Annotated in this window: 10 protein-coding genes; all 10 read left to right on the top strand. The window is 43.0% G+C overall.

Translation table 11 applies throughout. The annotated features are described in order from the left end of the window. Positions 1 to 7 precede the first annotated feature (7 nt). The gene (locus LIZ08_RS05325; RefSeq protein WP_227038432.1) at positions 8 to 586 is read left to right on the top strand and encodes a hypothetical protein; all 579 of its coding nucleotides are present in this window, start codon (positions 8 to 10) and stop codon (positions 584 to 586) included. Positions 587 to 791: 205 nt separating this feature from the next. Beyond that, on the top strand, positions 792 to 1,205 hold the full coding sequence (gene rpsL, locus LIZ08_RS05320) for a 30S ribosomal protein S12 (RefSeq protein WP_003003125.1): 414 nt from the start codon (positions 792 to 794) through the stop codon (positions 1,203 to 1,205). A 19-nt stretch (positions 1,206 to 1,224) separates the two neighbouring features. Then, positions 1,225 to 1,695: a 30S ribosomal protein S7 gene (rpsG, locus tag LIZ08_RS05315; RefSeq protein ID WP_003003105.1), complete on the top strand. Its 471-nt coding sequence runs from the start codon at positions 1,225 to 1,227 to the stop codon at positions 1,693 to 1,695. 306 nt (positions 1,696 to 2,001) lie between these two features. Continuing rightward, complete coding sequence (fusA, locus tag LIZ08_RS05310) at positions 2,002 to 4,083, top strand: elongation factor G (protein WP_003003071.1); 2,082 nt, start codon at positions 2,002 to 2,004, stop codon at positions 4,081 to 4,083. A 278-nt stretch (positions 4,084 to 4,361) separates the two neighbouring features. Continuing rightward, a complete protein-coding gene (gap, locus tag LIZ08_RS05305) occupies positions 4,362 to 5,372 on the top strand; it encodes a type I glyceraldehyde-3-phosphate dehydrogenase (RefSeq protein WP_006154814.1) in 1,011 nt (336 codons plus the stop codon). A gap of 234 nt (positions 5,373 to 5,606) precedes the next feature. Beyond that, the gene (locus LIZ08_RS05300) at positions 5,607 to 10,397 is read left to right on the top strand and encodes an endo-beta-N-acetylglucosaminidase (RefSeq protein ID WP_227038431.1); all 4,791 of its coding nucleotides are present in this window, start codon (positions 5,607 to 5,609) and stop codon (positions 10,395 to 10,397) included. Between the two features lie 203 nt (positions 10,398 to 10,600). Next, a complete protein-coding gene (locus tag LIZ08_RS05295; protein ID WP_003002974.1) occupies positions 10,601 to 11,800 on the top strand; it encodes a phosphoglycerate kinase in 1,200 nt (399 codons plus the stop codon). Positions 11,801 to 12,068: 268 nt separating this feature from the next. Next, positions 12,069 to 12,602, top strand: coding sequence for an FUSC family protein (locus tag LIZ08_RS05290; RefSeq protein WP_195327003.1), 534 nt, complete (start codon positions 12,069 to 12,071; stop codon positions 12,600 to 12,602). 67 nt (positions 12,603 to 12,669) lie between these two features. After that, positions 12,670 to 13,029 carry a MerR family transcriptional regulator gene (locus tag LIZ08_RS05285; protein ID WP_003008872.1) on the top strand — a complete coding sequence of 120 codons (360 nt, stop codon included), beginning with the start codon at positions 12,670 to 12,672 and terminating at the stop codon, positions 13,027 to 13,029. 39 nt (positions 13,030 to 13,068) lie between these two features. Next, positions 13,069 to 14,415: a type I glutamate--ammonia ligase gene (glnA, locus tag LIZ08_RS05280; RefSeq protein ID WP_003008870.1), complete on the top strand. Its 1,347-nt coding sequence runs from the start codon at positions 13,069 to 13,071 to the stop codon at positions 14,413 to 14,415. The last annotated feature ends 63 nt before the right edge of the window (positions 14,416 to 14,478 follow it).

Below are 14,478 nucleotides of genomic sequence, written 5' to 3'. Positions count from 1 at the left end.
TCAAAAAGTGAAAAGAATTTTAGATCGATTTGATAATAGTCCTTTGTGGATTCGATTGGTGACAGTTCTGTCTTTATCCTTTATTTTGGTAGCTGGTTTGTATACCGTTAAAAAGAATACGGCTGCCCAGGTAACGACAGAAATTCAACCTGCTAAAAAAACAGGTTCCCTTCCAGTGAAAAAGGAAACAAAGGAAGAAAAAGAAAAGAAAGAAGAAAAGAAAAATACAGAAGCTGCTGAAAAAGCAGTCGTTCAAATGGAAACAACTCCAAGTCAAGATTCTGTGAACGCTGCCCAAGCTGCTGTGAAGAAAGTCAAAGATGCGACTCAAAAGCAATCGCTTGAGGCCCGTATCCAATACATCGCTAACTATTATGGGCTGACCTATGAGAGTGACACAGCGGCAACACAGCAGACTCAAACAGACGCTAATGCCAACACGAACGCAAATGCTAATGCCAATGCCAATGCTAATACTAATGCTGGAGTAGCTGGAGCCAATGCGACAGTTCAACCACAACAGCAACAACAGTATGCTCCGGCTGCAGATGCAGGGGCAGAAGAACCTGCTGAAGCTGGTCAATAATGAACTTTTTCGACTTCTTTAAAAAATAAAAAAACATCTTGCAATCAAAGTGCCGTCATGTTATAATAATAGACGGTACTTTTTACTTTTGGTCTCTCAAGAGTGTACAGGGACGTGCTGACAAATGTTGCAAAAGTACACACAGATGGTAGCTGTCACCAAGTGTACCATCACCAAAAATAAAAAATTTCACAGGAGAATGTAGATGCCTACAATTAACCAATTGGTTCGCAAACCGCGTAAATCAAAAGTAGAAAAATCTAAATCACCAGCTTTGAACGTTGGTTACAACAGTCATAAAAAAGTTCAAACAAACGTTTCTTCACCACAAAAACGTGGTGTTGCAACTCGTGTTGGAACAATGACACCTAAAAAACCTAACTCAGCCCTTCGTAAATTCGCTCGTGTACGTTTGAGCAACTTGATCGAAGTAACTGCTTATATCCCAGGTATCGGACACAACTTGCAAGAACACAGCGTGGTTCTTCTTCGTGGTGGACGTGTAAAAGACCTTCCAGGGGTACGTTACCATATCGTCCGTGGAGCACTTGATACTGCAGGTGTAAACGATCGTAAACAAGGCCGTTCTAAATACGGTACTAAAAAACCAAAAGCATAAGGAAAGGGGATAAAGAAAAATGAGTCGTAAAAACCGTGCGCCTAAACGCGATGTATTGCCAGATCCGCTTTACAATTCACAATTAGTTACTCGTCTTATCAACCGCGTTATGCTTGATGGTAAACGTGGTACAGCTGCTTCAATCGTTTACGGAGCTTTCGAACAAATTAAAGAAGCTACTGGAAACGATGCTCTTGAAGTATTCGAAACAGCTATGGAAAACATCATGCCTGTACTTGAAGTACGTGCTCGCCGTGTTGGTGGTTCTAACTACCAAGTCCCAGTTGAAGTTCGTCCAGAACGTCGTACAACACTTGGACTTCGTTGGTTGGTAACAATCGCTCGTCAACGTGGTGAACACACAATGGTTGATCGTCTTGCAAAAGAAATCTTGGATGCAGCGAACAACACTGGTGCAGCTGTTAAGAAACGTGAAGATACTCACCGTATGGCTGAAGCTAACCGTGCATTCGCACACTTCCGCTGGTAAGAAAATGATACTAAGAGCGCAAAAGGCCCAAGGCAAAAATAGGAAACTGATGCAGTGTTCCGTGAACACAAAGCAGTTTATCTTTTTTGCACCGGGCCTCGCTCGGGTTCAAATCAGTTAACTTGAGCTTTTAGCCCGAGTTCAATTAAGCTTCGTCAGCTCTTGGACCCAATTCAACTCTTCTTACAAGTTGGAACCAAAACTTAGCATGAAAACACTGAGAACGGGTAGGTCCTGCCTATCCGTTTTTATTAAATCATGTTATAATAGAATATAGAAATAAAAAATATAGGAGAAACAAACCTCATGGCACGCGAATTTTCACTTGAAAAAACTCGTAATATCGGTATCATGGCTCACGTCGATGCTGGTAAAACAACTACAACTGAGCGTATCCTTTACTACACTGGTAAGATTCACAAAATCGGTGAAACTCACGAAGGTGCGTCACAAATGGACTGGATGGAGCAAGAGCAAGAACGTGGTATCACCATCACATCTGCCGCTACAACAGCTCAATGGAAAGACACTCGTGTAAACATCATCGACACACCAGGACACGTGGACTTCACTATCGAAGTTCAACGTTCACTCCGCGTTTTGGACGGTGCTGTAACCGTTCTTGACTCACAATCAGGTGTTGAGCCTCAAACTGAAACAGTTTGGCGTCAAGCAACTGAATACGGAGTTCCACGTATCGTATTCGCTAACAAGATGGATAAAATCGGTGCTGACTTCCTTTACTCAGTAAGCACACTTCATGACCGTCTTCAAGCAAACGCTCACCCAATTCAATTGCCAATCGGTGCTGAAGATGACTTCCGCGGAATCATTGACTTGATCAAGATGAAAGCTGAAATCTATACTAACGACCTTGGTACAGATATCCTTGAAGAAGATATTCCAGCTGAATACCTTGAACAAGCTCAAGAATACCGTGAAAAATTGGTTGAAGCAGTTGCTGAAACTGATGAAGACTTGATGATGAAATACCTTGAAGGGGAAGAAATCACTAACGAAGAATTGAAAGCTGGTATCCGTAAAGCTACAATCAACGTTGAGTTCTACCCAGTACTTTGTGGTTCTGCCTTCAAGAACAAAGGGGTTCAATTGATGTTGGATGCGGTCCTTGACTACCTTCCAAGCCCACTTGATATCCCTGCAATCAAGGGTGTAAACCCAGATACAGACGAAGAAGAAGAACGTCCAGCATCTGATGAAGAGCCATTTGCAGCTCTTGCCTTCAAGATCATGACTGACCCATTCGTAGGTCGTTTGACATTCTTCCGTGTTTACTCAGGTGTCTTGAACTCAGGTTCATACGTATTGAACACTTCTAAAGGTAAACGTGAACGTATCGGACGTATCCTTCAAATGCACGCCAACACTCGTAAAGAAATCGAAACAGTTTACTCTGGAGATATCGCTGCTGCTGTTGGTTTGAAAGATACTACAACTGGTGACTCATTGACAGATGAAAAAGCAAAAATTATCCTTGAATCAATCGAAGTTCCAGAACCAGTTATCCAATTGATGGTTGAGCCTAAATCTAAAGCAGACCAAGACAAGATGGGTATCGCCCTTCAAAAATTGGCTGAAGAAGATCCAACATTCCGCGTTGAAACAAACCCTGAAACTGGTGAAACAGTTATCTCTGGTATGGGTGAGTTGCACTTGGATGTCCTTGTTGACCGTATGAAACGTGAATTCAAGGTTGAAGCTAACGTTGGTGCTCCTCAAGTATCTTACCGTGAAACATTCCGCGCTTCTACACAAGCACGTGGATTCTTCAAACGTCAATCTGGTGGTAAAGGTCAGTTTGGTGATGTTTGGATCGAATTTACTCCAAACGAAGAAGGTAAAGGATTCGAGTTCGAAAATGCGATCGTCGGTGGTGTGGTTCCACGTGAATTCATCCCTGCAGTAGAAAAAGGACTTCAAGAATCTATGGCGAACGGTGTTCTTGCTGGTTACCCAATGGTTGACGTGAAAGCTAAGCTTTACGATGGTTCATACCACGATGTCGACTCATCTGAAACTGCCTTCAAGATCGCTGCATCTCTTGCACTTAAAGAAGCTGCTAAGACTGCACAACCAGCTATCCTTGAACCAATGATGCTTGTAACCATCACAGTTCCTGAAGAAAACCTTGGGGATGTTATGGGTCACGTAACTGCTCGTCGTGGACGTGTAGATGGTATGGAAGCACACGGTGCAAGCCAAATCGTTCGTGCATATGTACCACTTGCTGAAATGTTCGGTTACGCTACTGTCCTTCGTTCTGCAACTCAAGGACGTGGTACCTTCATGATGGTATTTGACCACTACGAAGATGTACCAAAATCAGTACAAGAAGAAATCATTAAAAAAGCTAAAGGTGAAGCTTAATTTACCAATGCTTAAAAACTCTTCCCACTTTGGGAAGAGTTTTTCTTTGTTCCAAAAGTGAATACAAGTAAAAAAGTGCTCTTCCTAGCAAACAAGACTTTGTGAAAAACTTTAATAAAAGAGGTGGTGATCTATGATAAATCTTGCTTTTCGTTGGGAAATAGTTGCTTTTTAATGCAATAAAGTATATAATAGAGACTGTTAAAAGATGTTTGGCGCTTTGTCAAGTTACTCTTTTCACAAAAATTTTTTTGATTTTCATAAGGAGGAAATCACGAATGGTAGTTAAAGTTGGTATTAACGGTTTCGGTCGTATCGGACGTCTTGCTTTCCGTCGTATCCAAAACGTAGAAGGTGTTGAAGTTACTCGCATCAACGACCTTACAGATCCAGTTATGCTTGCACACTTGTTGAAATACGATACAACTCAAGGTCGTTTCGACGGTACTGTGGAAGTTAAAGAAGGTGGATTCGAAGTTAACGGTAAATTCGTTAAAGTTTCTGCTGAACGCGATCCAGAACAAATCGACTGGGCTAACGACGGTGTAGAAATCGTTCTTGAAGCAACTGGTTTCTTTGCTACTAAAGCAGCTGCAGAAAAACACTTGCATGCTGGTGGTGCTAAGAAAGTTGTTATCACTGCTCCTGGTGGATCAGATGTTAAAACAGTCGTATTTAACACTAACCACGATATTCTTGATGGTACTGAAACAGTTATCTCAGGTGCTTCATGTACTACAAACTGCTTGGCTCCAATGGCTAAAGCTCTTCAAGATAACTTCGGTGTTGTTGAAGGATTGATGACTACTATCCACGCTTACACTGGTGACCAAATGATCCTTGACGGTCCACACCGTAAAGGTGACCTTCGTCGTGCACGCGCTGGTGCTGCTAACATCGTTCCTAACTCAACTGGTGCTGCTAAAGCAATCGGTTTGGTTATCCCTGAATTGAACGGTAAATTGGACGGAGCTGCACAACGCGTTCCTACTCCAACTGGATCAGTTACTGAATTGGTAGTTGTTCTTGAAAAGAACGTTACTGTTGATGAAGTAAATGCAGCTATGAAAGCAGTAGCTAACGAATCATACGGTTACACTGAAGATCCAATCGTTTCTTCAGACGTTGTAGGTATGTCTTACGGATCATTGTTTGACGCAACTCAAACTAAAGTTCTTGACGTTGACGGTAAACAATTGGTTAAAGTTGTTTCATGGTATGACAACGAAATGTCTTACACTGCACAACTTGTTCGTACTCTTGAATACTTCGCAAAAATTGCTAAATAATTCATGCGTATGATGAGAGGAGGGAAACCTCCTCTTTTTTTGTACTTTTTTTAGGGCTTTCTCATCATATTATAGGAATTGCTAAAATTGATTGACAGTGCTAAATAGATTAGGGTATCCTATCCTTGATTGGAGATTTCTAATACAAGAAAACGAAAGCGATTACAGGTCGTGGAGAAAGGAGCCAATGGAAATCGCTCAAGAAAAAGAAAAAAACCATACAAGGAGGTCAAGATGAAGGGTCATCTATTTGAAAAGAAAGAACGATTTAGTATACGAAAATTCAGTGTGGGAGTTTGTTCCGCATTGATTGGGTTAGCATTTTTAGGAACAGGCGCTGTCTCTGCAGATGAGACGGTTTCTACTAGTGAACACCCCTTAGAAACCTCTTCAGTAGCGACCGAAGACATCAATCATCTAGTGAGAGAAGCTGGCGTCTATACTGCAGAAGCGGCCTTACCTGCTGCAGAAACGGAAAAACCAGCCGCAGAAGCGGTCACTCCAGAGGCTAGTCCTACAAGTACAGAAGCTAGCTCGACAACTACAGATATTCCAGCTGTTTCAGAGACTGAAAAACCGAAAGCTACTGCTGAGAAAGTGGCTGATTTACCAACCAATGAAGAAAAACAATTAAGACCCAAAGAAGTTAAGTTCGATACCTGGGACGATCTCTTGAAGTGGGAACCAGGAAAACGAGTGGATGACGATATGAACAGAGCAAGCGTTCCACTTGCGAGTCGTTTCCAAGGAAAACAAATTAATGAACAAGCCAACCCTGAAGCGAAGATCCAAGCGCTGTCAAACATGAACTCCAAAGCCAAGGATCATGCGTCTGTCGGCGGGGAAGAGTTTAAGGCCTATGCTTTTGATTACTGGCAATATTTGGATTCTATGGTCTTTTGGGAAGGGCTGGTCCCATCAGCAGATGTGATCGATGCTGCACACCGAAATGGGGTTCCTATTTATGGAACAATCTTTTATAACTGGTCTAGCAGCATCAAGGATCAAGAACATTTTGCAGAAACCTTGAAAGAAGATAGTGAAGGGTCTAAGACCTTCCCGATCGCCCGTAAATTAGTAGAACTGGCCAAGTACTATGGCTTTGATGGTTACTTTATCAACCAAGAAACAACCGGAAATCTTGTAGAACCATTGGGTCCAAAATTGAGAGATTTTCTTCTTTATACCAAGGAATATGCGAAGAGTCTGAACTATCCGATTAAGTATTCCTGGTATGATGCTATGACCTATGAATATGGTCGTTACCATGAGAATGCGCTGGGAGAATACAACTACAATTTCATGCAGCCAGAAAATGGGGAAAATCCAGTTGATACCTTCTTTGCTAACTTTAACTGGGGCAAATCAGAAGTTGATTATTCCATCAGTACAGCCAAATGGATTCATCGGAATCCTTATGATGTTCTAGCTGGACTTGAGCTCCAAAAAGGAGGCTCTTATAAGACTAATGTAGACTGGAATGCTATTTTAGATGAACATGGCAAGTTGCGTCTATCCCTTGGTCTTTATGCGCCAGATACCATTACAGGTCTAGGAAAGACTGGAGAAGGTTACCATACCCATGAAGATCTATTCTGGACAGGTTTCCAAGGAGATCCGACCAAAGGGAAACCAGCAGACCAATCTTGGTACGGTATGTCCAATCTAGTAGTGGATAAAACCCCAATCACAAGTGAAGATTTTAATACTTCCTTCAACACTGGACACGGAAAACACTGGTTTGTGGACGGCAAGATTTCTAAAGAAGGGGAATGGAACTACCGTTCTGTTTCTGGCTACCTTCCAACCTGGCGTTGGTGGGTAGAGCATAGTGAAGATAGTACACCATTGAAAGGTCGCTATGATTTTGATCAAGCCTACAATGGAGGAAATTCTCTAGCCTTTGAAGGGGATTTAAAAGCCAATAGCAGTCAAAATGTCATGCTCTATTCGACCAAGATTCCTGTGACAGAAACGACAAAATTGAGCGTCAGTCATAAAGGTGGGATAGGAGCAGCTGCCTGGGTAGCTGTTGCCACAAAAGAGGACTACTCTGAATATGAATGGAAAGAATTGACACCGAGTGCAGATTGGTCTACTCAAACCTTTGATTTGGGAAGTTTGGCTGGCAAGACCATTTATGCTGTGAAGATGTTCTTTGACCATGATACGGATGTCAAAGACTACAAATTTAATCTCGGCCAATTGTCGATTACGTCGAACCAAGAGAAACCAGCTACTCCAGCAGAAGTATCCGTTCGGGCAAAACGCCTACAAAATGCGCAAGAAGCAGAAGCAGTCCTCAATTTTAAAGGGGTAGCAGATGCAGATTATTATGAAGTCTATGAAAAAGATGGTGATAACTGGCGTCTCTTAACAGGGTCTTCTGCGACAACCGTCTATCTACCAAAAGTTAGCCGTTCAGCAAGTGCTGAAGGAACTACTCAGGACCTCAAGGTTGTGGCAGTTGGAAAGAATGGTCAACGTTCAGATGCGGGAACCGTGGCCTTTGATTGGGGCATGACCGTGTCAGATACCAGTCTTCCAAAAGCTTTAGCGCCAAACGTAGTCATCGGAGCCAAAGTGATCGGTTCAAGCTTCCCAGATGCGGATGGTAGTGAAGGCATTGAAGGCATGTTAAATGGGACTATTACCAGTCTTTCAGATAAATGGTCTTCTGCTCAATTGAGTGGAACCGTCGATATCCGCTTGACACAACCTCGGACCATTGTTCGTTGGGTCATGGACCATGCTGGTGCTGGTGGAGAGTCTGTCGATGATGGCAAGATGAATACCCGTGACTTCGACCTTTACTACAAGGATGAAGCCGGTGAGTGGAAATTAGCCAAGGAAGTTCGTGGCAATAAAGCCCATGTATCTGACATTACACTTGATCATCCGATCAAGGCTCAAGACTGGCGTCTCCATGTCATTACAGCCGATAACGGCACCCCATGGCAAGCCATCCGGATTTACAACTGGAAGATGTATGAAAGTCTGGATACTGAAACGGTCAACATCCCGATGAAACATGCTGCAGCGCAAAACCTAGGTAATCATTTTGTCCAAGTCGGTTTCAAAGATGTCCCAGCTCATACTACTCTGACTCTTTATGCCGATAAAGAAGCCACTAGTCCAATTGCGACCATGACAGCCGATCAAGCTGGAAATCTCATCTTTAAACCGCTCGCTTTTGAATCAACCCCATCTCTTCTTTACTATCGTGCGCAAGAACCTGGAAAAGATATCAGTAATGTTCTGGCGATCGAAGTTCCAAAGAATGATAAAGAAATTGCGGGACTTCAATTTGAAGATGGTTTGACCAAGAAGGTTTACCGGGAAGGGGATGCTCTTTCCTTGAAAGGGGCAACTCTCCGCGTTCATTATAAAGATGGCCAAGCAGATCAACTGGTCAATCTCACCAACTCAGGTGTAGAGATTCATGGATTTGACAGTAGCAAGCTTGGAGAACAACACCTAGAAGTCTCTTACCTTGGTCAGAAATTGGATAAGACCCTCACTGTTTTTGTGGTCAGTGCAGAGGAAGCAGGTGAAAAAGCAGTTGCTGGTCTAGAATTGACCGACAAACCAAAAGTGGAATATATTGTCGGAGAAGCATTGGAGAAGGAGGGTGGACGCTTTACAGTCGTCTTTGAAGATGAAACGACCGAAACGCATGCCTTGACAGATGAAGGTGTGGAAGTGACTGGCTTTGATACGACCAAGGAAGGTCGTCAAACCATCACTGTCCATTACAAAGGAGCTAGCACAAGCTTTGATGTCCTCGTCAATCCAAAACCAGCTCTCAACGATGAATACCTCAAGCAAAAATTGGCTGAAGCTGAAGCTGCAAAAGCCAAAGTAGACTTTACATTTGCCACTCCAGAAGTCAAAGAAGCCTTGCTAGCTGGAATGGCTGCTTCTGAAAAAGTCTTGAAAGAGCATGATACCAGCACACAAGATCAAGTCAATGAGCAGTTGAACCAATTGACCGCTCTCTTGAAAGCCTTGGATGGTCAAGCTAATCTAGTCAAAGAGAAAGAAGCTCTCTCTGCCCTAACAACAGAAGCGACTGCTCTATTAGCAAGCAAGCCAAATCACCCTTCTGGTGAAGCTTTACAGGCACTGGTTGAGAAAAATAAAGAGCTCCTAGCTTCTTCAGAGCTCACTCCTGAAGCGCTTGAAACGGCTAAGACAGGTCTAGAGACCTTGATTGCGCTCCTGAAAGAAGACAAGCCAGCGGTCTTTGTAGACCCTGCGACTGGAGTCGAAGTTCAATTCTCCAACTTAGAGCCAACCGTTGTCAAAGGACTAAAAGTCGCAAAAGTTGAAGCCAATCAGGCAGAAAAAGAAGAGCTGAAGGGACGAGAAGCGACTATCTTTGATATCGAAGGAGTCGATGCAAGCGGTCAGGATGTCGATACCCAGCATCCATCCCTTGTGAAAATCCCTGTGGATAAGGATAAAGAAGTGGAGCAAGTCCTCTTCTTCCCAGAAGGTCAAGCTCCTCAATCCTTGGCCTTTGAGAGAGTTGGAGATGTGGTCATCTTTACAGCTCCTCACTTTACTCACTATGCGATTGTCTATAAGCCAGCACAAACGGAAGGACCAGATCAACCGATCCAACCAGAGGAACCGGCTAAACCTGATCAGCCTGTTCAACCGGCTCAACCAAATCAACCAGTCCAACCAGCTGCCCCAGTGACTCCGGATCCAGCTAATCCATTGAAGCCTACAGAGTCTTCTCAAGTGGATCAGTTGGCCACAACGACTTCTACTCAAGCGGGTCATCAAGAGGAAGAACACAAGGATATGGTCGATCAAGAGATCCATCAGTTGTTAAGTGCCCACCAAGGAGCGAACTCACAGCCAACGGTTCAGCAAGGAACAAAAGATGCCAGCAAAGAAAGTCAATCGGAACACTTACCAAATACGGCAAGCCTAGAAGCTTCCTTTGCAGCTGAAGCTGTTCTTCTAGCAGCCTTAGGCGGCTTCCTCTTGGCTGGTAAGAAGAAGGAAGAGTAAGTCTTCTAAAAGATTCTTTTGTTCACTTAAAAAGTCACTCTCAAAAAAACCTCTCTGGTGAAAACTAGAGAGGTTTGATCTTGTATCTAGAAGTGTCGTTCGGATCCTACGAATTAGAAGGGAAAAGCATTGGATTTTTCTACCTCTTTTACAGCTTTTGTGATATAATTATCATGTATTAAAAAAAGAAGGAGTCATATCTAATGGCAAAATTGACTGTTAAAGACGTTGACTTGAAAGGGAAAAAAGTTCTCGTTCGTGTTGACTTCAACGTTCCTGTAAAAGATGGCGTGATCACTAACGATAACCGTATCACTGCAGCTCTTCCAACTATCAAGTACATCCTTGAACAAGGTGGACGTGCAATCCTCTTCTCTCACCTTGGACGTGTAAAAGAAGAAGCAGATAAAGAAGGTAAATCACTTGCTCCTGTAGCTGCTGACTTGGCTGCTAAATTAGGTCAAGAAGTGAAATTTATCCCAGGTGTTACACGTGGTGCTGAATTGGAAGCAGCTGTTAACGCTCTTGAAGATGGACAAGTTCTCTTGGTTGAAAACACTCGTTTCGAAGATGTTGACGGCAAGAAAGAATCTAAAAACGATCCTGAACTTGGTAAATACTGGGCATCACTTGGAGATGGTATCTTCGTAAACGATGCATTTGGTACTGCTCACCGTGCACACGCATCTAACGTTGGTATCTCTGCAAACGTTGAGAAAGCTGTTGCTGGATTCCTTCTTGAAAACGAAATTGCTTACATCAAAGAAGCAGTTGAAGCTCCAGAACGTCCATTCGTAGCTATCCTTGGTGGATCTAAAGTATCTGACAAGATCGGTGTTATCGAAAACTTGCTTGAAAAAGCTGATAAAGTTCTTATCGGTGGTGGGATGACTTACACATTCTACAAAGCACAAGGTATCGAAATCGGTAACTCACTTGTAGAAGAAGACAAATTGGATGTGGCGAAAGCTCTTCTTGAAAAATCAAACGGCAAATTGATCTTGCCAGTTGACTCAAAAGAAGCGAACGCATTTGCTGACTACACTGAAGTGAAAGACACTGAAGGTGAAGCAGTAGACCCAGGTTTCCTTGGTTTGGATATCGGTCCTAAATCAATCGCTAAATTCGACCAAGAATTGACTGGTGCGAAAACAGTTGTATGGAACGGACCTATGGGTGTATTTGAAAACCCTGACTTCCAAGCTGGTACAATCGGTGTGATGGACGCTATCGTGAAACAACCAGGCGTTAAATCAATCATCGGTGGTGGTGACTCAGCTGCTGCTGCGATCAACCTTGGCCGTGCAGACAAATTCTCATGGATCTCTACTGGTGGTGGTGCTTCTATGGAACTCCTTGAAGGGAAAGAACTTCCAGGATTGGCTGCTCTTACAGACAAATAATCTAAATAGAATGAAAGAGGCTGGGACAAAAGTCCTAGCCTCTCAATTATTTTTGGATTGTCGAGCAAGACGCAGTGGTTGAGTGGGCTCTACTACGCTGATTTCATCAGCTTTTACACCCCTACTCAACTGTGCGGAGGTGGGACGACGAAATCGAATTCTAACGAATTGCCGATTTCTGTCCCACTCTCTTTTTTCTTTCTATTGATATCTGTTCTCTCCTTTCTGAAAATATGGTAGAATAATAGAAATAGAAAGATAGGTGACCATGGATTACTTTAAACGACACAAATTTGATTGGTCCAAATTCCGTTTGGGGATGAGAACCTTTAAAACAGGGATTGCCGTTTTTATTGTACTACTTATTTTTGGAATATTTGGCTGGCGAGGCCTTCAGATCGGGACTTTGACAGCTGTTTTTAGTTTGAGGGAAGACTTTGATAAGAGTGTCCATTTCGGGGCTTCGCGTGTCATGGGCAACAGTATCGGAGGTTTTTATGCTGTATTGTTCTTCCTTTTAAAAACGTTCTTTCATGGGGCGTATTGGGTGACTCTGATTTTTGTACCCATTGCGACCATGTTAACCATTATGACAAATGTTGCTATGAATAACAAAGCAGGAATTATTGGAGGAGTTTCGGCAATGCTGATCATTACCCTCTCGATTCCTAACGGAGAAACCTTCTTGTATGTTTTTGCCCGAATATTTGAGACCTTTATTGGCGTTTTCGTTGCGATTTTGGTCAATTCGGATGTGGATCGCATTCGCGATTTTCTCAAGAAACACAAAAAACCTATGTAAGATTATGTAACATTTAATCTTGACATAGATTTTTTTTTCGATATAATAGAATAGAAAGAGGAATGGTATGAAGGAAAAGGAATTACGACGCTCGCTGGCAGTCTTTCCGATTGGCAGTGTTATGAAGCTGACCGACTTGACAGCTCGCCAGATTCGTTATTATGAAGATCAGGGATTGATTTCTCCTGACCGGACAGAAGGCAATCGCCGCATGTATTCGTTGGACGATATGGACCGCTTGCTTGAGATCAAAGATTATATCTCAGATGGCTTCAATATTGCGGATATTAAGAAGAAATATGCGGAAAAAGAGCAAGAGCAAACCAAGGTTGTCAGTCAAGAAGAGATCCGTAAGGCTCTTCATCGTGACATTCTTCAGCAAAGTCGCTTCACATCTTCCCCATCGCCATATGGTCAATTTCGTTGATCATTTCATAAGCTTGTAATCTATTTTAAGGAGACAAAAATGTCAATTACTGCTGCAGATATTCGCCGTGAAGTAAAAGAAAAAAATGTTACTTTTATTCGCTTGATGTTCTCTGATATTTTGGGAACCATGAAGAACGTCGAAATTCCAGCTACCGATGAGCAACTGGACAAGGTTCTTTCAAACAAAGCCATGTTTGATGGTTCTTCTATCGAAGGATTTGTCCGTATCAACGAGTCAGATATGTATCTTTACCCAGATTTGGATACATGGACAGTCTTTCCTTGGGGAGATGAAAATGGTAGCGTAGCTGGCTTGATCTGTGATGTCTATACGACAGAAGGAGAACCATTTGCAGGGGACCCACGTGGCAACTTGAAACGTGCCCTTCGTCATATGGAAGAACTTGGATTCAAATCCTTTAACCTTGGTCCAGAACCAGAATTCTTCCTCTTTAAGTTGGACGAAAATGGAGATCCAACTCTTGAAGTAAACGACAAAGGTGGCTATTTTGACTTGGCTCCAACAGACCTTGCAGATAACACTCGTCGTGAAATCGTAAATGTCTTGACCAAGATGGGCTTTGAAGTAGAAGCCAGCCACCACGAAGTAGCCGTTGGTCAGCATGAAATCGACTTCAAATATGATGAAGTGCTCCGCGCTTGTGATAAGATTCAAATCTTTAAACTCGTTGTGAAGACCATCGCTCGTAAACACGGTTTGTATGCAACCTTTATGGCCAAACCAAAATTTGGAATTGCCGGATCAGGTATGCACTGTAATATGTCTCTCTTTGACCAAGATGGCAACAATGCCTTCTTTGATCCAGAAGATCCACGTGGAATGCAATTGTCAGAAACTGCTTATCACTTCTTGGGTGGTTTGATCAAGCATGCCTACAACTTTACAGCCGTGACCAACCCAACCGTCAACTCTTATAAACGTTTGGTTCCTGGATATGAAGCACCTGTTTATATCGCTTGGGCAGGTCGCAACCGTTCCCCATTGGTACGTGTACCAGCCTCACGTGGGATGGGAACTCGTTTGGAATTGCGTTCCGTAGACCCAATGGCCAATCCTTATGTAGCCTTGGCTGTCTTGCTTGAAGTCGGCCTTCACGGGATTGAAAATAAAATCGAAGCACCTGCTCCGATCGAAGAAAATATCTATGTGATGACACCAGAAGAACGTAGAGCAGCTGGAATCACAGATCTCCCTTCTACCCTTCACAATGCCTTGAAAGCCTTGACAGAAGACGAAGTGGTGAAAGCTGCCTTGGGTGAACACATCTACACCAGCTTCCTTGAAGCCAAACGAATCGAATGGGCAAGCTATGCGACCTTCGTATCCCAATGGGAAGTAGACAACTATTTAGATCTTTATTAAGAAACAAGAGTAAAGAGGCTAGGACAAAAGTCCTAGCCTCTCAATTATTTTTGGATTGTCGAG

The organism is Streptococcus sp. 210928-DFI.4.42 (assembly GCF_020554365.1).
GTDB classification, from domain to species: Bacteria; Bacillota; Bacilli; order Lactobacillales; family Streptococcaceae; genus Streptococcus; species Streptococcus parasanguinis_S.
The sequence above is the reverse complement of the archived record's forward strand: the minus strand, read 5'-3'. Positions and strand labels throughout refer to the sequence as shown.